Here is a 21,693-nt window from a genome sequence, read left to right as displayed (position 1 = left end):
CAACACCAGCATGTTTGCAAACAAGAAAAACGAAAGAGTACCAGAACAACGGGGGAGCAGCTTCAACCTAATCGCACAGGGAACAGAAATCACTGGCGACATCAACACCCCGGGAGATTTGCGTATCGATGGCCACATCACAGGCAATGTCACGTGTACGGCCAAGCTGGTCGTCGGCGAAAGCGGGGAGGTCGACGGCCACATCAACTGCCAGTCTGGCGAAATCTCGGGCACCGTGCGCGGACAAGTGATCGCAAAGGAGGTACTTCAGCTCAACCAGTCCGCATCGATTCAGGGCGACATCGAAGCAATGCGTTTTGTTGTGGAAGACGGGGCTTCTATCAATGGCAGGTGTACAACCAGTAAAAGCTTAAATCTGCCTGGCCGTCTGCCCGAAGTGAAGCTCATTTCCTATGAAAAATCACAAGCCGTCACCGAATAGAAGCTTAGGCAAATATGCCTATTTTACCGGAGTGGGCTTTCAAATGATTGCCATTATCGGCGTATTTACTTATATCGGATTCCGGATCGATGAGTCGCGGAACAGCGAGGTGCTGCTTTGGACGGCGTTGTTTGCGTTAGCCGGCGTGTGCATCAGTATCTATACCGTGATACGGGCGGTGACACGACGGGGGAAATAGCTACCCGGTTGTCCCTTTCCGTTTTTTTCTAACGTTCAGGTAGACAGATAACAGGGCAACCACGGCAAAACTGATGGCGGTAATGCGGTCCACCAAGCCGGCATCGATAGCTGAACCGGAAACGTTGTCCAACAGGTATTTGACAAACGAATTGGGGAGGTCATGCTCCCCCAATTTGCTTTTTACCTGCCATTGCCAATCCGTAATGGGGCAATAACCGATTCCAAACCATATTCCGAGCAGCAGCCAGGAACCTGCGGTGAGTATTACACTGTACAGGTGAAGCCGCTGCGTACGTTTCCATATCCATCCCAACAAGTTGAAGCCAATAATCAGCAGGTGGAGAAGGGTAAAGAAAATGTCAAGGAATTTCAGCCAAACCATACTTCAAAGGTACGATTTAAGGGGTTCATAACGAAAACCGCCTCGAAATCGTAAAACCCCACCTGAATTGGCCCTTCGTCCATGTCGACGTGGTTTCGGGGATATATTGCATTTCCTGGATAGCCGTGGCATTGGTAAAGTTAAGGTTGAACACATGCCCGCCCGTTTCGATTTCCAACCCTACCCCTAAAGGATTGTATAACGCGGTGATGGCATCCGCATACCCTTCCTTGCTTGCCGTTGACCGGAAAGGCAGGAAATAATCCATCACCAGCGCCATACGCCTGCTTACCTTCAGCCTTCCCCCTATCCCCAGGGCAAACAGGTTCTCTTCACCGTCGTAATTGGCCGTTGTATTCCGACGGATATATGTGGGATGCAGTGCCAATGACAGATTTGACCCGAATTTGCGGGCGATAATCACCTGGCCGACTAGGTTAAGCCGATCGGAAAATTGCCGGTATGAAATCGCCTCATCATCATTTTGTCGGTCTGCGCGCACCCCTGGTATGACGACACTGGTGTATAACGTCACAGACAGCGGCATCTTTCCATTGACCGTTTGCCGCAGCAATCGGTATTTCAGGTTCGCTTCATACAGCTGCGACACGCGCGTAGCCCCTTTTGCCCGCGCAATCCCTACATTAAGGTGGTCCGTAACTCCGTACTCAAAGCCAATCTTGATGTCGGTAGCATTGTCCAATCCGAAGAAATTCTTGGCACCACCATTGGCACCTGCGATATCTCCGAAACGATGGTCTACCTTGAAATCAAGCTCGCGCTTGCGGATGGTCTCGACAGATTGGCTATTGATGATACGGGTGGTCTTGAAGGTGGCTTCCACTTCTTCCCGCGTCCAGTTTACGCTGTCGCCGGCAAGCGTCGCTTCCAAATCGGTCTGAGCGGCCAGCTGCACATAAAAAGTCGCCAGGGTCACAGACAAAAGAAAGATGCGATTGATAAGTCGCGATAGATTCATAGAATAAAATAGTTTATTATTGCTTTCGATAAGTTGCCGAAACGTCTACCTCCACCACTTCGGCGATATTTTTGATGACAACCCGGGGAATCTTGATATTATGGTCCACCACCCGGACCCGGAATTTGGCAGTGGTCCCCACCATTGTCTCCGACACTTCAATGGTCGCCGTTGTCGTGTACAACTTTTTCACCCCATGGATTTCCAAGTTTCCGGACACCGTTACCTGATAGGCGCCATTCCTTTGCCAATCCAGCGGTTCATTGATTTTGCCGCTGAATGTGGCGTACGGAAATTTATCGCTCTCCATATAGTTTTCGTTGAAGTGTTCCTGCATCAATCGCTTCTTAAACACGAACGATTTTATGGGTACCTTGAACGCGATCTCATACTTATCCATATCAAGCGCTGAGGCCGCCTTTTTTGTTTCTGCCGAGATGTTTTCCAATGGTGCTTCCGAAAAGAATGATATCCGGCTTTCTTTATCGATCAATATGCCCTGAGCCTCCGCGGGCAAGCTTAGGATCGTCACGAACAGCCATACCAAAACGTTGATCATTGCGGCCCGCCTTTATCAACCCATGCCCTCAATAAATTCAGCTCCCGATTGGATAAACTACCGTTTTGTGGCATCACTTTGCGGACAATAACCACGTCATTAATACGTGCCAGATTATCTTTCACCGAATTGTATCCGGAGAACATCCATTGGGACGTGCCCGGTCCTGAGCCGGTGTGGCAACTGCTGCACTTGGACTGCAACAGTGATCCGACGAAGTTTGTGTAGGATACATTCTCTTCCGTCACTTCCCCACCCCCATTACCCGGAGGCGGCTCAGGAGCAGGGCTGTCCTTATCCTTTCCGCACCCGGTAAAACAAATAACGATCAGCGCTAATAACGACACCTTCCATTGTTTTGGTTTCATAATCTATTCATTGTTTTTAGTTGTAAAATCGCAGTCAGTCATCCGCGCCCTCAGCCACGGGTGAATCGGGACGCAGGACCGGCCAGACCCCCACCGCCGGAAAATCGACCCCCTTGGTTTCGCCACGCAACGCATCCTGTTCGAACCGGTAGAGCGGCCACCCCTTATAGGTCAGCTGTGTTCGCCCATGCACGGTTATTTCCGCGAAATCACCGCGGTCAATGGCTGACGGTACGGCCAATACCTCAGATTCATAAATCGGCCACACGCTGTTATTGCTGAAATCGGGCTTGGTGAAGTTGTTGGTATGGTATCGATCGTTACGGAATCCATATAGTGTACGCCCATAGGCATCGACCAGGTACCGCGTCATCCCTTCTCCGGGCGTCAGGTCCTGGGTGTACAGCGTCCCATTGCCGCCTACCAGTTGATGCTGCACCAGCATGACCGAATAATCGGGCTTCGCCACAAACCAGTTGCCTCCCACGCCATTGCCATTTATTTCGCCCGGGGTGCCATCATTGGCATAGTAATACAGTGGCCATCCTTTATAGGTGGTCTGCATCGAGCCGTCTGCCGCCGTGATCGTGCCGATGTCTTCGCCATCGATGCCTTCGCTTCCGGATGCATGGCTGCTGTAGTACTTCGGCCACAGGGATAAACAGTTTCCGGCACACGAGGAATTTCCGTTGGCATCGCGGGAGAAAAGGTAAAGCACCTTGCCTGCGCTGTCTGTCAATACCTGTCCGAAGGCAGCATCCGTCTGGATGAGAATGCCCATTTTCTCCGGCTCGGGTTCAAGCTGGTCATCGTCTTTGCAGGAAAAGACTGGCAAGCAAGCCACCGTGGCCGCTAACCAAACTGTACTAATGCGGTAAGACTCCATAACTTCGTAGATTATCAATCACTTCTTGGTTTCCATACTAGCAATACGGAGTGATTGTGCGACAGGTTGCCTCAAACGGGTCCAAAAAATTTATTTTCGTCAGGCAACCTTTTGCCTTTATTCCCCGTAATATTGTGTAAACGAAGAAGTAGCTTGCCGACCATTATTAATGAAGAAACGGTACAGAAGTATATTGCCGGTTGCTTAAAGCATGAAAGGGAAAGCCAATATGCTTTATTCAGGCATTTCTATAGCTATGCTATGGGAATATGCAGGCGGTACGCCCGCCAATCGGATGAAGCGTCGGATATCCTGAATGAAAGCTTCCTTAAAATATTCAACCATATCGAAAACTATGATAGGACAAGACCGTTCAGATCGTGGATAGCAAGAATCGTCACGAACACGGCAATTGATTTTTACCGGACCAGCATCCGGTTTTCCGTGCATGAAAATGTGGAGGAGCATGAGGAAGTGGCTAACGCAACCAACGTATACGACAAGCTGGCTTATGATGACCTACTCGTCTTGATAACGGAGCTAAGCCCAGCCTACCGGACCGTATTTAACCTGTATGCCATAGACGGGTACAGTCATCAGGAGATAGCCGACCTATTGGGTATTACCGTAGGCACATCCAAAGCCAACCTTCACAAAGCGAGGAAGAAACTGCAGGAACGGTTGCACGAATACATGGGCGGGGCAGCAAAAGAGGTAAAGGAATAAACACATGCAAAAAAAACACCCGATAGATCAGCTGTTTAAGCAGGGGCTCAGCGATCCTGACATCCCGTTTGACCAACGGGACTGGGAAATGCTGGAAAAAAAGCTGGTCCCGGCGAAAAAAATGCGCACGGCTGCGCTTCTCTGGGCCGGAAGCGCAGTAGCCGCCTCGCTGGTCATTGCGGCGATATGGCTGTTCGATAGCGGCGCGCACCTTCAGGACAGCTCCATGGTAAATCGCCGGCAGGATGTGGGTCAATGGCGTCCTGATAAGCCGGAAGTGCAAACGCGTGGGGAGCAACAAGCCAACGACGCATCGCTTTCTCATGCATCGCCGGTTGCCCTGCCGGCAGCAAAAAAGGTTCAGGCACCGCAAAAGGCAGATACGATTGTCAATCGGCCGGCCATTGCCAACCTACCAATGCCGCAGGTGATGGGCAGATCGCAGCACGCCATACCAATACCATCACGCCTCATCCTACCGGAAAGTTTGACCATAGACACATCGGCAACCGAACCACCGCTTTCCTTATCGTGGCATCAGAAGAAACAGGCCGGATTGACGCTTACCGTAGCCGCCGCTCCGGACCTGTCGGGGACCAGCCTGTTAACAGGTAAATTAAGTTCGAATATTGGCATACTTGCCGCGTATCAACTCAACGATCGGTTTCGCATCAGCACTGGGGTTTGGTACGCAAAAAAAATCTACCAAGCAGATTTCGGGGCATACCGCCCCAGTAACGGGTGGCCTTCTTATGGGAACAGACCCGAACTGGTAGACGCGGATTGCCGTGTATTGGACATTCCGATCAACGTAGACTACATCTTGAAGCGGAGTTCCAATGCAGCGTGGTTCGTCTCTGGAGGCTTATCAAGCTATATTATGCTCAGTGAGGCGTACAAATTCACGTATCCCGGAGATGAGCATCACTATCCGCAGAAATACAAGGTTCGCAATGAAAACCGGCATTTTCTTGGCGTAGCCAATATCGGTGTCGGGTATCAGCGCAGGCTATCGCCCGCATTCGGCATTACTGTACAACCCTTTGTAAAAGTACCATTGAGCCAGATCGGTCAAGGCAATATCAAACTATACTCCACAGGCGTGGCAATATCGGCGGATATTGACCTGACCACGCGGGCAAAGCGATAGTAAAGAAAGGCCATCAAGACGCTGCTACTCCTGTCTATGCTTCACATACCGCTCCAACCACCGGTCCATTTCCCAAAGCGTATGGTAAATGGATTCCTTTGCGCGGTATCCGTGCAACTCTTTAGGAAGGAACACTAACCGAACAGTACCGCCATGTCCCTTGATTGCTGCATATAGGCGCTCGCTGTTGATGGGAAACGTCCCCGAATTTTCATCATCCACACCGTGAATAAGCAAAAGCGGGGTCTTTATCTTATCGGCAAAACTGAACGGCGACATTTGATAGTACACCTCCGGAGCCTCCCAATACGTCCGTGGCTCGGCCTGAAAGCCAAACGGAGTCAATGTCCGGTTGTAAGCTCCGCTTCTGGCAAGTCCCGCAGCGAAAAGATCGGTATGTGCCAGCAGGTTGGCTGTCATGAACGCACCATAAGAGTGCCCTCCTACCCCGATGCGTTTAGGATCGGCCAAGCCAAGGCCTGTCACGTAATTGATCGCTGCCTCGGCATTAGCTTTTAATTGCGGTACAAACGTATCATTAGGCTGGTCTTCTCCTTCACCCACGATGGGCATATCTGCATTGTCAAGCACGGCATATCCGCGCGTAACCCAATAAACCGGTGAACCCCAGGATATCCGGGTAAAACGATGGGGCGAACCTTTCACCTGGCTGGCAGCTGCCGCAGTTTTGAACTCCCTGGGGTACGCCCACATCAGCATGGGAAGCGGCCCGTCTTCTTTCTTGTAATCTTTGGGTAAGTACAACGTGCCGGTGAGCGTCAGGCCGTCATTTCTCGGATATGACAACTGCTGTTTCTGTACGTCTTTCATCGAAGGATATGGATCAGGGAACGCAGTAATGGGAACCATCGACCGCTTTTTGAGATTAACGCTGTAATAGTTCGGTGCTTCGTCGACCGACTCCCGCGAGATAATGAGTGTACCGGTATTGTCGAAAAACACAGGCAACTCGTAGTATGGCGCTTGTGATCGGAACAGGGTATCCGTTTTTCCAGACAGCAAATTCCACCGCATCAGGAAAGGCCGGTCGCCTTCCGGAGACGCTCCGGTGGATATCGTAAATACCGCGGGCTGTCTCCCCTTATCCAGCAACAGCACGGAGCGATTGTAGGAATTGGGCATATATACAAAGCGGCCGGGGTCGGTGTAGGCATCTTCCGACGAGCGGTCAGCAATCGTTTTAATCGTATCTCCGCTGTCCGAATCAAACAGCGTCATCTTTTCTGTCCGCGTCTGCCGCCAGCGCTCGTTCAGAATAGCATAATCCTTGTCTGCCCAAGTGATGCTGCCGTAGCGCAGTGTCGTACGGATGAGTGTGGCCGGATCTGCCGTGAAGGGTGCCTCGAGCTGGTATACAGCATCCCGGAAGTCTGCTTCGTTGCGCGCAATGCCGCCATCCAGTGCCTCCACCCAATACAAGGTTGCCGGTTTATCCGGCCGCCAGCTGTAACTACGGGGACCGGTCACGGTATTGTCAAACCCGATAGGCACATCATCCGCCAGCGGAGCCTTATGCAGCGTTTTCACCTCCGTGCCCGTGGCGTCCCACAAAACGACATGGTATGGGAACGAATATACCGGAACAAGGTAGGAATATGGACGTACAACCCGCTGAACGAGCAAATAGTTGCCATCCGGCGAATAGCTTAACGTTCGATATATGCCCGGCTCGTTGAGCTTGGTAATGTTGCCCTGCAAATCCACCAATGCCGCCTGCGCTGTCAAGAAATAATCGAACAGCAATTCGTCATATGGGTTTTCAAGCAAGTTTTGATACGTCCGGGACGGAGCGGTTTTTCCAAGGCTCTCCTGTACTACGGGGCCCACGGGCACCTCACCAGCCTCCGGCATTTCTCCGCGGCCATCGGGAATGAATTTGGCAAGAATATGCTGCCCGTCAGGAGTCCAGGAAAGCGTAAAACCAAAAGCATCGTTCAGCGGCTTATCGGTAAGCTTCCTTGCAGTGAATAGCTTTATATCCGCTAACCAAAGTTCCACCGCGTTTGGCGTACTGTTGCTGAAAGCCAACCATTTTTCATCCGGACTCAACGTCACGTTGCCGAGGCGGGCCTCAGCGGGCAACCCGGTAATCGGATTTTCCTTCCCGGTCTTAACATCCTTGATGATGATCGCAGTAAAGCCGCTGCCTTCACTGGCGCTGTTGGCCGGATTGAGCCTCAGTCCGGCCAATCCCAGCACGGGCTGGGAAATATCAGCGATCGTCGGAAAGTCGGGACGCTCCAGCAGGAGCATCTTGTCCCTGCTCTTGGTAAATTGGACGGATGGCGTGGTTGGCGCATCAACCAATTCACGGATACTTTCGGGCGGCGTCTGATAGGTCAGGTTGTCTTGGGCAACCGTGGAAAAAAACAAGAATAAAAGTAACGCAAGTGCGCTACCATGAAGGATAGATTCTCTTTTCATGGCACTTAGATTTCAATGAAACTTATAATCAGATCAAAGATGAACGTTTTTGCCATAAAAACACATCCGGTAACCATGAAGTTACGCAACAATTACCGACGCTCAATCAAGCATACGGCATATGCCACCACTCCTTCTTGCCGACCGATGAACCCCATGGTTTCATTGGTGGTGGCTTTAATCGAAATGTCTTCTTCTGTGATGCCCGCTGCTGCCGCGATCCGCTGTTTCATTTGCGGGATATACGGTTTTATCTTGGGGGTCTCAAGGCACAACATCGCATCAACATTACCCAATATCCATCCCCTATCCTGCAATATCTTCACGCATTCCTGCAACAGAATCAAGCTATTGACCCCTTTCCAACGCGCATCTGTGTTGGGAAAATGATGTCCGATGTCTTCCAGGTTGGCTGCGCCTAAGATAGCATCGCATATGGCATGGACCAGCACATCCGCATCGGAATGCCCAAAAGCACCCGAATGATGCTGCACCTGCACCCCTCCCAGTATAAAGGGATGTCCCTCCTTCAGCTGATGAACATCAAATCCGAATCCAACTTTTATTTTCATATATCTGATTAATTATTTACTTCACCCCTGCCATCACCATCCACCAAACATAATGAATGTTATTTTAATTGCACTTTACTTCAATAATTTATTTAATTTTGATTCTGCAAAAGAATGGTGTCATTGCTGAAAATACCGAATGAAAACAAAAACTACTTATTTCGTCCATCTCCTCTTGTTGTTTTTCTGTGGGGTTTTGATTACTTCCTGTAAAAATAGAAGTGGCGTTTCCCCAAAAACCGGTGTCGCCTATAACGACCCGTACAATGGTGGCCTTCAAATCAATAGGAAGGTGAAAGAAGGGCCCGGCCCCGGATTGGTGGTTATTGAAGGGGGTACGTTCGTGATGGGTGGCAGCCTCAACGAAGATTTAACCTACGCTCACGACAACCTCAAACGCCGCGTCACGGTCGCTTCGTTTTACATGGACGAAACCGAGGTTTCCAATGCCGATTGGCTGGAGTACCTGCATTGGCTCAACCAGAATTTCCCAGACGACAAAGAGCTCTACTACAATGCGTTGCCCGACACCTTGGTGTGGCGCCAGCCCTTGTCCTACAATGAACCCTACGTTGACCTTTATCTCCGCCATCCAGCGTATCAGGATTATCCGGTGGTGGGTGTTACGTGGGAGCAGGCAAATGCATACTGTGTGTGGCGGACCGACCGGGTGAATGAACACATCCTGAGACAGAAAGGAGCATTGGTAGACTACCGTACATTAGCGGAATCGCAAGCACGGCCAAATGAACCTTTTAACACCGACATCTATCTTAATGGGCAATACAGGGGCGAAGGGGTAGACGGTGAACGGATGCCGAGAGACAACCGCCCGGGTGCGGAAGACGGCGCAAGGCGGCCTGTCCGCATGGAAGACGGCGTGCTTAAGCAACCCTATCGGCTGCCAACCGAGGCCGAGTGGGAATATGCCGCGCTGGGATTGATCGGTAATACCGAATATGGGAATATCGAAAGCGGCAGAATATATCCATGGGACGGGATGGGGGTGCGTTCCGGCAAGCGGCGCACACAAGGACTGATGATGGCCAACTTCAAGCCCTCTGGCGGCGATAATATGGGCGTGGCTGGATACCTTAATGACGGCGGCGACATCACGGTATCGGTAACCAGCTACCTTCCCAACGACTATGGGCTTTACAACATGGCGGGCAACGTCAACGAGTGGGTAAGTGACGTATACCGGCAACTGTCGTTTGAAGATTTCGAAGACTTCAACCCTTTCCGCGGTAATGTGTATATGGATAAACAATTTGAAGACGCCGAAAAAGGCATCTTAGCTAAGGATAAATACGGCCGTCCTATCCGGGTGCCTGCTAAAGCACCGCGGAAGCAGACATGGGAGGAATTACAGGCAATGGCTGCGGCTTCTGAGTCTGCACCTGCCGCCTTTGACCATGACGTGCGCGGCCACGCTGATGAGACAAATAATGAGCTGTATGGTGCCACTACGCTAATCAATGATAAATCTCGGGTGTATAAAGGCGGTTCATGGAATGACCGTGCCTATTGGCTGAACCCTGCTACCCGCCGTTTTATGCAGCAGGACGCATCAAATGCCATGACCGGATTCCGGTGTGCCATGACGTTGGTGGGTTCGCCGATAGTTAACACCAAGACGGCACCCACATTCCCAGCAAACCGGTCGCGCGGGCAGGACAAGAAAAAAGTACTGGGGATTTTCTGATTTTGAAAGTTCTCACCAAAACAAAATCCTCAAAAATCAGCTTATAATCCGGCGTGATTTTTGAGGATTTTCCCTTTCAAGGGGAGGCTAACATTGTTACGTTAATCCCCGATCTGAGTATAGTAAATATTCAATTTCATCCTCAAGTCAGAATTGCGTACATTTTGGATGATTGCCCGGCTACCTGTGTTCATCACCGGATAGTAAGGCACCTGACCGTCAAGGAAAGCAGCCGGAGCAATAAAAAATTCATTGCTGTTAATCTTGCCAAGCAATAGGTCTTGAACATATGACGTAAGCTGGAACACGTAGCGTTTTCTCGCATTGTCCAGTTCCCCACCAAACGCCCTCCAGGTGCCATACCGATACCAAAGGCTGCGGCCATCGCCACCGAAGCCGCTTTGCCCAAAATTATTCTGTGATGTCCGCGAATCCCCGTCCGGCACCGGCTGTCGCCGTCCGGCGATATCCTCCCGGTATAACGTCAGCCTCGGCGCGTAGGCATTGAACTGTTCATCGGAAACCTCGTCCACATACAACACCAGCTCTGCTTTGTTTACCGCTATATTCCGTCCCTTCAGCGAATCGATGTAGGGAATACGCAATCGGGTACGGAGCCCTGCCGGCGCCTGAAGATATACTGTTTCATAATTACCCTCGGGATTGTCCAGCTGCACTTGTACAGCTTCGTTATATGTACGATTGACTTGGGTTGCAAGGCCATAAACACCTGGACTAACGTTACTAGACTGTATCGTCGTAGGCAAAAATGTACGGATGGTATCGGTGTCCGCATCGTCACCCTCTTTCCCGTTGGGCTGGCGATAAGTAAGGTGTATACCGGTGGTATTGGCAAGACCACGAAAAGCAACCAGCCCACCGATACCGCTTGATGCATCCGCATCCACATCGAGAAACAAGCCCTTTACATGACTATTAAAGCCCGAAACGGTAGAGAGCAAAGCTGAATCGACCGATTCGCTGAACAGCTCCTTGAAAAACTCCGGCGAGAGTGCCACACGCAATTGCGGAATATCTTTTACCACCGAGTCTTTACCATCAATATGTTTGGTGACGCTTATGGTGTCACTGAGTCTGAAACGGCTTATGGTTGTTGAACCGAGAAGCTCGTTCGTCACTGACCAACGCTTGGACGAGGACGCACCATCGGTATAATTCTCATCCAATTGCCGCACCCGAAGGGAGAACGTTGAACTGAGTGTGTCGCCGAAATATTCGGTACCGTACGGCAAAACAAGGATAACAGAATCTATCTCTGCGTCTGGCCTGATCCGTGGCACCGTCGTCGGCCGACCGATCGCAATTGCAAGGTCTGCAACGGTTGTTCCGATCATGGGGTCGACGAAACGGCCAAACATTGTTTGACTGGAAGAAAAGGAAGAGGATCGCGCACTGTCATCCAGAAACGTCGCCGCCTGCAACGTCAGCGTGTCTGTTAAGACGCCCCTAATTTGGTCTTCAGGGTCCACGTCCAATCCAATGCCCGATGGATTGGTACAACCTCCCAAAACAAAAAGACTTATTAACAGCGTCAATAAGTCTTTGGTATGATAATTCATTCGCAAAGAAATTAAATTCAAAATTACGCTTCCACTGCTGTTTCGAGCTCTATGCTCGAAAATTGTTCGTAAAGGTTGCAATAATTTTCGAATTCTTCGTTGTTTTCCACCTCAAAAGCCGGTAAATCGCTCGCTTTAACAATATTTAACAGTTGTTCGTCCATATCGTTGCCAGTGAGAACCACCGCATCGGAATAGCTCAGTGCCCCTCGGTAAAGACCTGCATAGTCACCCGAGCCGTAAGACACCACATCATCGGCCGTCATGTTGCCCGTGAGCGCAATATCCGTAAAATTCTCGCCCAACGAGAAATTAACGTCTTCCTTATATAGCGAATAAATCACTTTCGTGTCCTTAAATGTGGGATCGTCTTTATAGGCCGTCTTCACATAAGCGGGTACCAACGCACTCATCCATCCATGGCAGTGTATCACATCCGGTGACCATCCCAGTTTTTTCACGGTCTCCAAGGCCCCTTTGCAGAAAAACACGGTGCGTTCGTTATTGTCTTCAAAGTAGTTACCGCAATCATCGCAGAACACATGCTTACGCTGGAAATATTCCTCGTTATCCAAGAAATACACCTGCATACGTGCCGCCGGAATGGAGGCTACCTTGATGATCAGGGGATTATCGTTGTTATCCACGACGATATTCATCCCGGATAACCTGATTACTTCGTGTAACCGGTTTCGGCGCTCATTGATGTTCCCGAAACGCGGCATCAGAATCCGGATTTCGTAGCCCTTTTCCTGCATGGCCTGAGGCAGTTGGCGGGTAACTTCAGAAATTTTACTTAGTTCGAGGAAAGGCGACATCTCGTGGGTAACAAACAGAATCTTCGTTTTTGCCATCTCCAATTTTTTGTTTTTAATTTTTATTAGAAAAGTAAAATCGGTTTGCAAAGATAATCAATTTTTGTCAATATACCAATTAGTTACCCTATTCATCGACGAGATAAGCTAAAAATTTACCATTTTTGCCAAACAAAAAAACGGGTTAGTCTGTTGAAAGTAGTTACCACTAGAATTTCGTTGCACCGCCAATTGCAACCGTACCGCGATCAGGGGCTGCGCATTGCGTTTGTCCCTACAATGGGGGCACTGCATCGGGGCCATATCGCCCTCGTCACCGAAGCAAAGTCGCTGGCCGACGTTGTGGTGTGCAGTATTTTTGTAAACCCCACACAGTTCAACGACCCCAGCGACCTCGAAAAATATCCCCGCCCCATTGAGAATGACATGGCGATGCTAAAGAAAGCCCATTGTGATGTGTTGTTTCACCCTGGAGTGGATGAAATGTATGTGCCTGGTGAACAATGGCACATAAACCTCGGTCAGTTGGACAGCGTGCTGGAAGGCTTGCACCGTCCGGGACATTTCCAGGGCGTTACACAGGTTGTGAAGAAGCTCTTCGACGCCGTGCAGCCGGACGTGGCGTGCTTCGGCCAAAAGGATTTCCAGCAATACAAGGTCATTGAATACATGGTCAGGCAGTTAAAGCTACCGGTATCACTGAAACTTTGCCCCACAGTCAGGGAGCCGGATGGCCTTGCCATGAGTTCGCGCAATGTCAGGCTGTCGGCACAAGGACGGCAGCAAGCCCTGGCACTTTACCGGTCCTTGCTGCAGACGAAGGCAGATTCCGCCCATACAGATCTCCACACGGTGCGCCAAAATGCCATCGACCTGCTGAAAAGTAGCCCTGGTGTCCGGTTGGAGTATTTTACGGTATACAATGCCGACACCTTCACCGAAGCAGACACCGCGGAACACAGCTCAACGTTGGTCGCTCTGGTCGCGGCTTGGGTAGATGGTGTACGGTTGATTGATAATATGCTGTTATAACGGTATCAGAGCCGGCCTTTCACATCGGCCATGCTTAGACTGAGGATGTTACAAACAGATGATAAACCTAGCATTTAATTTTCCGTATCTTTGCATCATGGTTATTGAGGTATTAAAATCGAAGATCCATCGCGTACGGGTTACTCAAGCAGAATTGAACTACGTGGGCAGCATCACGATCGACGAAGACTTGATGGATGCGGCAAACATCATTGCCAACGAAAAAGTCCAGATCGTCAACAACAACAACGGGGCGCGTTTTGAAACCTACGTCATCAAAGGCGAACGCGGATCGGGCACCATTTGCCTCAATGGCGCCGCTGCTCGCTTGGTGCAGGTGGGCGACATCATCATCATTATTTCCTATGCCTTAATGGATATAGAAAAGGCGAAAAAGTACGAACCGATATTGGTATTCCCAGACGGAGATAACCGGCTACTCTAATCACCTCAACCTGCCCGTGTGCGGACACCGCATAAAACGCTCTCCAGTTGGTTCGCCAGCGGCAATCAAGAAGGTTGCTACCGCTTACGCATGACACCGTCAAAAGAATAATTAAATTTTTGTTAGGCTAACCAAACTTTCACTACTTTTGCAGTGATCGGTTGTTTAGGTTATGCAATCGATATAAGAAAGTAGTTACTTTGTAAGCTTTTAATCAACCGAGATGTGGAATAGCAACATCCGTTCGACACTTGCCTTATTTCAAGCTACGCTGTTTTGCTTGATTGTAGCCAGCGGAACGGTCTTTATGCACAAGCATAAAACCGCAGGCGGACGGATTGTCATCCATATCCATCCCTACAACTTAAGTAACGACCCCGATGCAGCTAAGCATCACCAATCGGAGACTGAAATCCATTTATTGGATGTAATTTTCCAAGGCTCCTATACTCAACCGTCCTGCCTCCTACTCGACTTCTCGCTCGCGTTGCGGTTTGAAACCGCTTTCACACCCGTACCGGTTCCTTTTTACACCAAAGACGACCAACCGTACGCTTACCTCCGGGGCCCGCCCACCTCGCTTTAAACTTCATGCCTTGACCAGCGTTATCCCACTGGTCATCCCATGCCAGTCCGCATGGTGAGGCATCCTGTGTTAGGGCTTGTCGCCTCGATTCCGTCGTACCTTATTGATGACCGCTGTTGTCAGCGGAGCAATACAAGCCGGCATACGGCACGTCCTGATTACGGCAACAGATCATTAAAGCAAGCATTTTACTTATAGCAATCAGCATCATGAAACCGCAATTGATGAAACCATACGTGTTCACCATTCTTAGCCTTATTCTATCCCATTCCGTTTTCGCTCAGGAGCCGCGGGCCACCCTCTATGGAACGGTGACTTCCGGCGGCGAAGCCATTCCGGCTGCCACCATTTCGGTCGCGAAAACAACCGCGGCTACTCAATCGGACCTATCTGGACACTTCCGACTCGATGTACCGGCAGGAAACATCACAGTGGCTGTCAATGCCCTGGGTTATGCGCCTTATAACCGGGACCTGAACGTATCCGTGCTTGATTCCATTCAGCTAGCCATCGAGCTCGATCCCATTTCGGTTACCTTGGATGAAGTGGTGCTCGACCGCCAAACCGGCCTGACGCGGCGCACACCTTATGCCATATCGGGTGTGGAGATGCAAAGCCTCTCAAAAAGCAGCAATCCCGGTGGCATCGCCGGCGCCCTACGGGAGATTCCGGGCGTAAGCGGCGCAGGCATGGGGCCGGGTATCGTCAAACCTTTCATCCGCGGGCTGGGTTTTTCGCGCGTGGTCACCATATACCAAGGGAATAAATTGGAAAATCACCAATGGGGCCAGGACCATGGCCTGGGGTTAAACAACCTGGGGGTAAGCAACGTTGATGTCATCAAAGGACCGGCTTCCATTCTCTACGGCTCCGGGGCACTCGGCGGAGTGTTGATGGTAAAAGACGACGAAAGCTACCTGACGTCCGGAAAAGTAAGCGGATCGGTAGGCTCGGTCTTCAACAGCAATTCCAACGGAATCCGCACGTTCGGATCGGTTGGCAACCGCTTCGATAATGGCTTCTTCGCCAACGTGGATGCCGCCTATGAAAATCACGCCGACTACAAGGCTGGTGACGGATTGCTAATCGGCAATAGCAGGTTCAATAACCACACCCTCCGTGCCCATGCCGGACTGGACCTCGACCGGTTCAAAAACAAACTTTCTCTCACATACCATAGTCAAGATCTCGGCATCATCGACGACAACGAGATGGTAGACGGCGAATCCTTGGTAACCTCCCGCAACGATCGCAGCGTGCAGCTGCCCTACCAGCAGATCCGGGACTACGTAGCTTCCTACAACCAGGAAACAACCCATGATCATTTCACGACATACCTGCACTTATCGCACCACTACAACGACCGCAGCGAGGTGGAAGAGTCGTTCGATGAAGTCGATCTCGGGCTTAAGCAGCGGAATACGTTCTATTCGGGCAGAATAACGCTGAACCCTGCCCGTGATTTGTCGCATACATTTGGCGTGCAAGGCAGCGTCATCGCTACAGCAAACAAATCGGTGGCCAAGGAGATCCTCATTCCAGACGCTAATACGACTGACTTCGGCGTCTATTACCTAAGTAGTCTCGACTGGAAAAACTTCTATGTCCAAGGTGGAGCGCGGTTTGACTACCGCAAGGTCATTGCTGATGCTAGCGCACCCCACCTGGTCGAATACGGCTTTACCCTGCCGGGGGATCCTCAAGACCGGAAGCTTAGCGTAACCTTCTCCGGATTCTCGGGTTCACTTGGTGCCAGCTACACGCTGGCCAGCCAACACCAGTTCAAGGTAAATGTATCTACCGGATTCAGGGCGCCCGACCTTGCGGAACTCTTCTCCAATGGGCCGCACCCCGGCACCAACCGGTTTGAAACCGGAAATATCGATTTCAAACGGGAACAAAGCATTCAGACGGACCTTAGCTACGCATTCAACTCCGCCATGTTTGACATCGGCGCCTCGGTATATAACAATGTCATCTCAAACTACATTTATTTTGTGGCTACCGGCAATATCCGGCCTGAAGATGGGCTGGAAATATGGGCTTTTCAACAAGGAGATGCCTTACTGTACGGCACCGAATGGGAGGTCGCATTCCGGCCATTGCGTGACAAGCGGCTGGAGGTAACGAGCAGGGGAGCGATGGTCAGGGGCACATTACGAAAAAGTGACGAACACCTGACATTCATCCCGGCAGACCACTATACCATTCAGGTTGCGCACGAGCCTGGTTTCGCCACAGGCGCACGGCTTTTTGCAGCTGTCCAACATACTGCCGTTCAAAATCGGCTGGGTTACAACGAGCAGCGTACACCCGACTATACGCTGGTGAATGCTGGCATCCAACACGAATTTCCGCTCACCGCCGGAAAGTTAACCGCAGCAATAAGCATAAACAACGCATTTGATGTCACTTATGTAGATCACCTGTCTATCCTCCGCGCATTTTCCATCCCCAATCCGGGCAGGAATATTGGCTTAGCACTGGGCTACAGGTTTTAACCGATACTGATTGCCACGAAAAATTGCAAAATATTTTTGCAGATTTTCGTGGCAATTTATTAGCTTGCACGAAATTTAACATCTACCTATGTTAAAGCATTCGGTACTAGCGGTTTTCTGCTCGTTTGCATTGCTCTCTGCGTGCGAACCCAATGCAAATGAATCTATGGAGCCCGTACCGCGTGATCCTCCGGGGGCGGTACACCAAGAAGGCGGTAAGAAGGAAGATCAATCCGGGGGCGGTGAGCCCGCGGAAAGCGACTCGACCATTATCATCGCCCTATCGGAAATCAACACCTGGCGTCAGGCCGGCTGTGATTGCGGCGATGAGGCCAAACCTGCAGCAGAAAAAGTGACCTGGAACGCCAAGCTTTATGCTGCTGCGTTGGCTCATGCGAAAGACATGAACACCAAAAGTTACTTCAGCCACACCAGCCTTTCGGGAGAAAACGTGTATCACCGCCTCGTCCAGTCGGGGTACATATCCGGCACGTCCAGCGTGCTCGCCTATGGTGAAAACATCGCATTCGGCAATTTCGACCTGAAGGGTGCCGTTCAAAAATGGTTGGGAAGCCCGAGCCACTGTGCCAATATTATGCGCAACTCCTACCGGGAAATGGCCATAGCCCATGATGGCAAGTACTGGGTGCAGGTCTTCGGCACCCGCCGAGACAGCAAATAAGAAAACAATGATTTTGTAGGTCTCTGTAGCGTTTACCCTTCTATTTCCGTTTAAGCAAGCATAGACTTTATGGCGCACTGGTTTTCAACCCCTTAAACAAAACCTTTGATTCCATGGCTTGTTAAATAGTGTTAAAGGATCAATTAATTAGATTATTTAAATAACTTTGCAACTTGCATAGTTGAAGAGACAAAAAAATGAAAAAGATAAATTTACTCGCGTTGGGATTTTTGGTAACTTTCGGGTTCTCGGCATGTATAAAAGACGGCGAGACATTTGATCCTGCGGCGCAATATGAGCTAGAGAAACCTCAAATAGAAGCCTATGCCATTGCGAACGGCCTCTTACAGCATCACGACATTGGCGGGATGCGCGTATACTACGAATTGGTCACAGAAGGTGATCCCACGTCGTATCAATATAAAACCACTACAAACGCAAACGGTCAATTGGACATCGAAGCACCTGACATTCAAGTGATATTTTCCGGCCGGTTGCTTACCGGTGACGACCCAGTCCATAAGAATCAGAAGGATGAAGGCGACGAGACGTCATTAGCTAACCGCAACATTCCTCCAGCGTGGGTATATGCATTCTTACCGCGCGAAATCCGTCTGGACAAAGATGGCAATCCATTGAATGAGCCCATTAAGTTCGGCGGCGTAGGTGGCCTGACAGCTGATGGTTTGAAAACAGGATCGAAAATTCGATTTGTAAGCCCATCTCTCCTCCTTTTTGGCAACACCAGCACCAGCCAGATACCGGCCAACTCTCCAATGTACTATGAAATTGAGGTTGTAAATATTGAAGCGCCAGACAGCAACTGAGGTGATTAGGACGAACAAACCTTCATTGATTGAGCAAATGACAAAACCGACTCCTTGTATTCTAATGGCAGGCATCGCGACAGCGCTATTTCTATCGGGTTGCGACAAAAAAGAATATTACTCATTCGAAGAGCTGGACAACAAAAACATCCTCGAATATATTGAGAAAAACAACCTCAATGTCAGCCAATACAAAGAGACCGATTTGTTTTACCAAGTGCTGGAGGAAGGGACCGGAAACCCCATTGACTATAAAAATAGCTATCCTGTGGTTTACACGGTAAAGAGCTTAGACGGAAAATATAGTTCCGGAGACACCATGAGTTTCAATAACCGCTATACGGATTATTTCGGTTATTTCCCTTTTGGTTCCGGTGCTGCAGGCTCGCCGACCGTCGAGCGTACGGGTGACTTCAAGGAGGTGATCCGCGAAGTGCTTAAAAAAACCAACGGGAAAATCCGCATCATTGTACCATCAAGGTTGATGTACGGTCGGAATGGTGATTCCAGAGTTGGTATTCCGCCAAATGCTTCATTGGATTACGTGGTGACTGTGCATGATAATTTTGAGGATTTTGAAAATGATTGGGTGATTCCCAACATGGTGAAACGAGCGGGTTTATCATTGGATGACCTAACTAAAACAGAAGACGGAATTTATTACAAAATAATCAGTGAGGGCTCAGGGGATCCGATTGCGGCAGACTCAACGGTCACGACAAAGTTTGTACTCAAAAGACCCGACGGTAGCACTATCCAGCAACTTGACGACTACAAAGCCAAAGTTAGCGACAACATTACGGGTTGGCAAAATATGATGATTTTATTACGAAAGGGCGGGAAAATCAGATTTTTTATGCCAAGCACTGTAGCCTACGGCAGAACCGGATCAACTGATGCAACAGGAAACTATGTCATCCCCCCTTATTCGTCATTGGACTATGAAGTTGAAGTCAAAGACGAATAAAGACTGAAAAAACCATAAAAAAGCCAGCGAATCGCTGGCTTTTTTATGCGCTTTCAATCCCCTCTATACCGCGATCCATCCAGTAGCACCTGTGCGTCTTTAATCTCCAACAACGCTTGTAAGGAAGTATCCGGATGCCTATCCATATATTTCCTTACAATCTTCCATCCAACAAACACGCCGAGTTTTGGAGCCGATTCATTCTGCGTCCCTAATTCGGGCGTAAATGGGGCTTCACTCAGGTACTTTTGGATGCGGTGGTAGTCCGCCTCGTACAACAGGTTCTCCTGGAGGAACCACGCCCAAATATCGCGCTCGAAACGGTTAGCCCACTCCCACTGTTGTCCCGTATAGCCGATTTTAAGTGTATCAGCTATCTCCGGTAACACGCGGTCCATCACGTACAGCACTTTTCCCTGATAAATCATGTGCTGCAGCAGGGTCATATCCAAATCGTCCTGCAGATACAGTTCTTCCCGGATATAGCTCTCCGTTACCCGCGGCACGATATTTTCCGGCGTGAAACGCCGCGAAAGGTAATAGGGAATGCTTTCGCGCAGTGCCGGATAGAACTTGGAATCCGCGCCAAGGAACATGTCCAGTCCGATCCCGATATAATCTTCACCGATCGGTGTCTGCACGGAAAATCCAGAGAAAAAAGCGATGAACCGCGGAATATCGATGGCCGGGAAATAATACTTCAGGTGCCTAAAGGCGTCTGTGAGGCCCGCTTCCTGCATGGCCATGTCCGGAAAGGCTTCGTATACGCTGGCCTTTAATGCCTGGAAATCATCCGTCGCGATCACCTCCGCCAAAACGGATGCCAGCTTTGCGCTGTCGAGTGGGTTGCCGGCCTCCAGCATGTACTGCATGTAATCAGCATAGAAAAACCCATAATGGCGGAGCCACTCCCCGTTTTTCTGAAGGATGTTATCGGGCCGCAGGCTGTCCAACGCTTGATCGAAGCGTTCGATGGTGACATCCACGTCAATGTGACTCACGTCTACACGCTTGGGCCTGTCACAAGAACAAAGCGCGATAATCAAAAAAAAGCAATAAATTTGCGACACAAGGCTTTTGAGCATCATTTTTGTTTATCAAGCAGCAAAGTTAAGGATTTGATGGAACACGATCAGCACGTATCATGCAAAGACGCAAAGTCGAACAGGGTTAAGCGAATGAGCCCATACCTCCTTTCAGCGTTATTACTCACCCTTTTCATTCCAAGCAGTGCCCAAGATTACTACAGTTCAACTTACCAATACCGACCGGTTTCCCTGGGAATCACATTTTCTCCCAATATGGGGTGGTTGCGGTATGGTGATACGGAAGGATATTCAAGCAGTCCGAAGTTTGGCTATGCGTATGGCCTGCTCGCCGACTTCGCGTTTACCGAAAACTATTATTTTTCCACCGGATTGCTGATCAACACGATCAACAGTACCGCAAAATACCCGGATCCGGTATCCAGCGCACCAAACGTCTATACGACCAACAACTACCGGTTGCAATACGCCGAAATACCGATAAGCCTGAAATTGAAAAGTACCATGCGGTATTTCCGCAGCTATTACGGACAGTTTGGCTTTACAGGAGGGGTCAAGCTCAACGCCAAGGAAAAGGAAGAACATGCCTCCGCCCGTACTTCCATGGGTAGCAGCGCTGACTTCCTGCGTTTAGCCCTACAGATCGGCGGCGGGATAGAATGGCAGCTCGACCATAACCTGGTGATGATGACCGGGCTCAGCTTCAACAACGGTTTTACCCAGGCCGTTAAAAACGGCGAGCCCCGCAATTCGTATGTGGCTTTCAATTTCGGGATATTTTTCTGACCGCTCATCCT

At 50.0% G+C, this 21,693-nt stretch carries 23 protein-coding genes; 13 read left to right on the top strand and 10 right to left on the bottom strand.

Annotated elements, in window-relative coordinates; genetic code table 11:
- Positions 1-10: 10 nt before the first annotated feature.
- Both ACFOET_RS14840 and ACFOET_RS14835 read left to right on the top strand, forming a co-directional pair.
- The gene (locus ACFOET_RS14840) at positions 11-442 is read left to right on the top strand and encodes a bactofilin family protein (RefSeq protein ID WP_379024024.1); all 432 of its coding nucleotides are present in this window, start codon (positions 11-13) and stop codon (positions 440-442) included.
- Positions 414-641 carry an AtpZ/AtpI family protein gene (locus ACFOET_RS14835; protein WP_379024022.1) on the top strand — a complete coding sequence of 76 codons (228 nt, stop codon included), beginning with the start codon at positions 414-416 and terminating at the stop codon, positions 639-641. The genes ACFOET_RS14840 and ACFOET_RS14835 overlap by 29 nt, the downstream gene beginning before the upstream one ends.
- On the opposite strand, the gene ACFOET_RS14830 is transcribed toward ACFOET_RS14835, so the two are convergent.
- Genes ACFOET_RS14830 through ACFOET_RS14810 form a run of 5 tightly spaced genes read right to left on the bottom strand, consistent with a single transcriptional unit; the run spans position 642 to position 3,835 of the window.
- Positions 642-1,025, bottom strand: a complete 384-nt coding sequence (locus ACFOET_RS14830) for a DUF2784 domain-containing protein (protein WP_379024020.1) — start codon at positions 1,023-1,025, stop codon at positions 642-644.
- A gap of 25 nt (positions 1,026-1,050) precedes the next feature.
- Complete coding sequence (locus tag ACFOET_RS14825; RefSeq protein ID WP_379024018.1) at positions 1,051-2,004, bottom strand: DUF5777 family beta-barrel protein; 954 nt, start codon at positions 2,002-2,004, stop codon at positions 1,051-1,053.
- Positions 2,005-2,020: 16 nt separating this feature from the next.
- Entirely contained in the window at positions 2,021-2,563 is a 543-nt protein-coding gene (locus tag ACFOET_RS14820; protein WP_379024016.1) for a YceI family protein, read from the bottom strand.
- Positions 2,560-2,931: a hypothetical protein gene (locus tag ACFOET_RS14815; protein ID WP_379024014.1), complete on the bottom strand. Its 372-nt coding sequence runs from the start codon at positions 2,929-2,931 to the stop codon at positions 2,560-2,562. The genes ACFOET_RS14820 and ACFOET_RS14815 overlap by 4 nt, the downstream gene beginning before the upstream one ends.
- Before the next feature lie 34 nt (positions 2,932-2,965).
- Entirely contained in the window at positions 2,966-3,835 is an 870-nt protein-coding gene (locus ACFOET_RS14810) for a hypothetical protein (protein WP_379024012.1), read from the bottom strand.
- Between the two features lie 135 nt (positions 3,836-3,970).
- Between ACFOET_RS14810 and ACFOET_RS14805 the strand changes: the two genes are divergently transcribed.
- Together ACFOET_RS14805 and ACFOET_RS14800 are read left to right on the top strand one after the other, a co-directional pair.
- Positions 3,971-4,543: an RNA polymerase sigma factor gene (locus ACFOET_RS14805; protein WP_379024010.1), complete on the top strand. Its 573-nt coding sequence runs from the start codon at positions 3,971-3,973 to the stop codon at positions 4,541-4,543.
- A gap of 4 nt (positions 4,544-4,547) precedes the next feature.
- Positions 4,548-5,693, top strand: a complete 1,146-nt coding sequence (locus ACFOET_RS14800) for a hypothetical protein (RefSeq protein ID WP_379024008.1) — start codon at positions 4,548-4,550, stop codon at positions 5,691-5,693.
- Positions 5,694-5,717: 24 nt separating this feature from the next.
- Here ACFOET_RS14800 and ACFOET_RS14795 read toward each other — a convergent pair whose 3' ends face one another.
- Together ACFOET_RS14795 and ispF are read right to left on the bottom strand one after the other, a co-directional pair.
- The gene (locus tag ACFOET_RS14795; RefSeq protein ID WP_379024006.1) at positions 5,718-8,138 is read right to left on the bottom strand and encodes a S9 family peptidase; all 2,421 of its coding nucleotides are present in this window, start codon (positions 8,136-8,138) and stop codon (positions 5,718-5,720) included.
- Between the two features lie 92 nt (positions 8,139-8,230).
- Positions 8,231-8,710: a 2-C-methyl-D-erythritol 2,4-cyclodiphosphate synthase gene (ispF, locus tag ACFOET_RS14790; protein WP_379024004.1), complete on the bottom strand. Its 480-nt coding sequence runs from the start codon at positions 8,708-8,710 to the stop codon at positions 8,231-8,233.
- Between the two features lie 139 nt (positions 8,711-8,849).
- Here ispF and ACFOET_RS14785 point away from each other — a divergent pair, with 139 nt between their 5' ends.
- A complete protein-coding gene (locus ACFOET_RS14785; RefSeq protein WP_379024002.1) occupies positions 8,850-10,415 on the top strand; it encodes an SUMF1/EgtB/PvdO family nonheme iron enzyme in 1,566 nt (521 codons plus the stop codon).
- Positions 10,416-10,516: 101 nt separating this feature from the next.
- Here ACFOET_RS14785 and ACFOET_RS14780 read toward each other — a convergent pair whose 3' ends face one another.
- Entirely contained in the window at positions 10,517-11,995 is a 1,479-nt protein-coding gene (locus ACFOET_RS14780) for a DUF4270 family protein (protein ID WP_379024000.1), read from the bottom strand.
- 23 nt (positions 11,996-12,018) lie between these two features.
- Entirely contained in the window at positions 12,019-12,849 is an 831-nt protein-coding gene (locus tag ACFOET_RS14775) for a glycogen/starch synthase (RefSeq protein WP_379023998.1), read from the bottom strand.
- A 153-nt stretch (positions 12,850-13,002) separates the two neighbouring features.
- Here ACFOET_RS14775 and panC point away from each other — a divergent pair, with 153 nt between their 5' ends.
- The 7 genes from panC (at position 13,003) to ACFOET_RS14740 (ending at position 19,850) form a co-directional block, all read left to right on the top strand.
- A complete protein-coding gene (gene panC, locus ACFOET_RS14770) occupies positions 13,003-13,842 on the top strand; it encodes a pantoate--beta-alanine ligase (RefSeq protein WP_379023996.1) in 840 nt (279 codons plus the stop codon).
- Between the two features lie 97 nt (positions 13,843-13,939).
- Positions 13,940-14,287: an aspartate 1-decarboxylase gene (panD, locus tag ACFOET_RS14765; protein WP_379023994.1), complete on the top strand. Its 348-nt coding sequence runs from the start codon at positions 13,940-13,942 to the stop codon at positions 14,285-14,287.
- A gap of 223 nt (positions 14,288-14,510) precedes the next feature.
- Entirely contained in the window at positions 14,511-14,873 is a 363-nt protein-coding gene (locus tag ACFOET_RS14760) for a hypothetical protein (RefSeq protein WP_379023992.1), read from the top strand.
- A gap of 224 nt (positions 14,874-15,097) precedes the next feature.
- Positions 15,098-17,374: a TonB-dependent receptor gene (locus ACFOET_RS14755; RefSeq protein WP_379023990.1), complete on the top strand. Its 2,277-nt coding sequence runs from the start codon at positions 15,098-15,100 to the stop codon at positions 17,372-17,374.
- Between the two features lie 88 nt (positions 17,375-17,462).
- Positions 17,463-18,056 carry a CAP domain-containing protein gene (locus ACFOET_RS14750; RefSeq protein ID WP_379023988.1) on the top strand — a complete coding sequence of 198 codons (594 nt, stop codon included), beginning with the start codon at positions 17,463-17,465 and terminating at the stop codon, positions 18,054-18,056.
- A 197-nt stretch (positions 18,057-18,253) separates the two neighbouring features.
- Positions 18,254-18,883 carry an FKBP-type peptidyl-prolyl cis-trans isomerase gene (locus tag ACFOET_RS14745; protein WP_379023986.1) on the top strand — a complete coding sequence of 210 codons (630 nt, stop codon included), beginning with the start codon at positions 18,254-18,256 and terminating at the stop codon, positions 18,881-18,883.
- 37 nt (positions 18,884-18,920) lie between these two features.
- A complete protein-coding gene (locus ACFOET_RS14740; RefSeq protein WP_379023984.1) occupies positions 18,921-19,850 on the top strand; it encodes an FKBP-type peptidyl-prolyl cis-trans isomerase in 930 nt (309 codons plus the stop codon).
- Positions 19,851-19,903: 53 nt separating this feature from the next.
- Here the strand turns inward: ACFOET_RS14740 and gldB are convergent, their stop codons facing one another.
- Positions 19,904-20,938, bottom strand: coding sequence for a gliding motility lipoprotein GldB (gene gldB, locus ACFOET_RS14735; RefSeq protein WP_456320333.1), 1,035 nt, complete (start codon positions 20,936-20,938; stop codon positions 19,904-19,906).
- 90 nt (positions 20,939-21,028) lie between these two features.
- On the opposite strand from gldB, the gene ACFOET_RS14730 reads away from it, so the two are divergent.
- Positions 21,029-21,682, top strand: a complete 654-nt coding sequence (locus ACFOET_RS14730) for an outer membrane beta-barrel protein (RefSeq protein ID WP_379023980.1) — start codon at positions 21,029-21,031, stop codon at positions 21,680-21,682.
- Positions 21,683-21,693 lie beyond the last annotated feature (11 nt).

Source organism: Parapedobacter deserti (genome assembly GCF_042646065.1).
Classification (GTDB): Bacteria; Bacteroidota; Bacteroidia; order Sphingobacteriales; family Sphingobacteriaceae; genus Parapedobacter; species Parapedobacter deserti.
Note: the sequence above shows the minus strand (reverse complement) of the source record. Positions and strands in the feature narration are given on the sequence as shown.

What these genes read in the sequence shown, in the direction of transcription:
- ACFOET_RS14840 (WP_379024024.1), top strand. Translation starts at nt 11, where the DNA reads ATGTTTGCAAACAAGAAAAACGAAAGAGTACCAGAACAACGGGGGAGC.
- ACFOET_RS14835 (WP_379024022.1), top strand. Translation starts at nt 414, where the DNA reads ATGAAAAATCACAAGCCGTCACCGAATAGAAGCTTAGGCAAATATGCC.
- ACFOET_RS14830 (WP_379024020.1), bottom strand. Translation starts at nt 1,025, where the DNA reads ATGGTTTGGCTGAAATTCCTTGACATTTTCTTTACCCTTCTCCACCTG.
- ACFOET_RS14825 (WP_379024018.1), bottom strand. Translation starts at nt 2,004, where the DNA reads ATGAATCTATCGCGACTTATCAATCGCATCTTTCTTTTGTCTGTGACC.
- ACFOET_RS14820 (WP_379024016.1), bottom strand. Translation starts at nt 2,563, where the DNA reads ATGATCAACGTTTTGGTATGGCTGTTCGTGACGATCCTAAGCTTGCCC.
- ACFOET_RS14815 (WP_379024014.1), bottom strand. Translation starts at nt 2,931, where the DNA reads ATGAAACCAAAACAATGGAAGGTGTCGTTATTAGCGCTGATCGTTATT.
- ACFOET_RS14800 (WP_379024008.1), top strand. Translation starts at nt 4,548, where the DNA reads ATGCAAAAAAAACACCCGATAGATCAGCTGTTTAAGCAGGGGCTCAGC.
- ACFOET_RS14795 (WP_379024006.1), bottom strand. Translation starts at nt 8,138, where the DNA reads ATGAAAAGAGAATCTATCCTTCATGGTAGCGCACTTGCGTTACTTTTA.
- ispF (WP_379024004.1), bottom strand. Translation starts at nt 8,710, where the DNA reads ATGAAAATAAAAGTTGGATTCGGATTTGATGTTCATCAGCTGAAGGAG.
- ACFOET_RS14785 (WP_379024002.1), top strand. Translation starts at nt 8,850, where the DNA reads ATGAAAACAAAAACTACTTATTTCGTCCATCTCCTCTTGTTGTTTTTC.
- ACFOET_RS14780 (WP_379024000.1), bottom strand. Translation starts at nt 11,995, where the DNA reads ATGAATTATCATACCAAAGACTTATTGACGCTGTTAATAAGTCTTTTT.
- ACFOET_RS14775 (WP_379023998.1), bottom strand. Translation starts at nt 12,849, where the DNA reads ATGGCAAAAACGAAGATTCTGTTTGTTACCCACGAGATGTCGCCTTTC.
- panD (WP_379023994.1), top strand. Translation starts at nt 13,940, where the DNA reads ATGGTTATTGAGGTATTAAAATCGAAGATCCATCGCGTACGGGTTACT.
- ACFOET_RS14760 (WP_379023992.1), top strand. Translation starts at nt 14,511, where the DNA reads ATGTGGAATAGCAACATCCGTTCGACACTTGCCTTATTTCAAGCTACG.
- ACFOET_RS14755 (WP_379023990.1), top strand. Translation starts at nt 15,098, where the DNA reads ATGAAACCATACGTGTTCACCATTCTTAGCCTTATTCTATCCCATTCC.
- ACFOET_RS14750 (WP_379023988.1), top strand. Translation starts at nt 17,463, where the DNA reads ATGTTAAAGCATTCGGTACTAGCGGTTTTCTGCTCGTTTGCATTGCTC.
- ACFOET_RS14745 (WP_379023986.1), top strand. Translation starts at nt 18,254, where the DNA reads ATGAAAAAGATAAATTTACTCGCGTTGGGATTTTTGGTAACTTTCGGG.
- ACFOET_RS14740 (WP_379023984.1), top strand. Translation starts at nt 18,921, where the DNA reads ATGACAAAACCGACTCCTTGTATTCTAATGGCAGGCATCGCGACAGCG.
- gldB (WP_456320333.1), bottom strand. Translation starts at nt 20,938, where the DNA reads ATGATGCTCAAAAGCCTTGTGTCGCAAATTTATTGCTTTTTTTTGATT.
- ACFOET_RS14730 (WP_379023980.1), top strand. Translation starts at nt 21,029, where the DNA reads ATGAGCCCATACCTCCTTTCAGCGTTATTACTCACCCTTTTCATTCCA.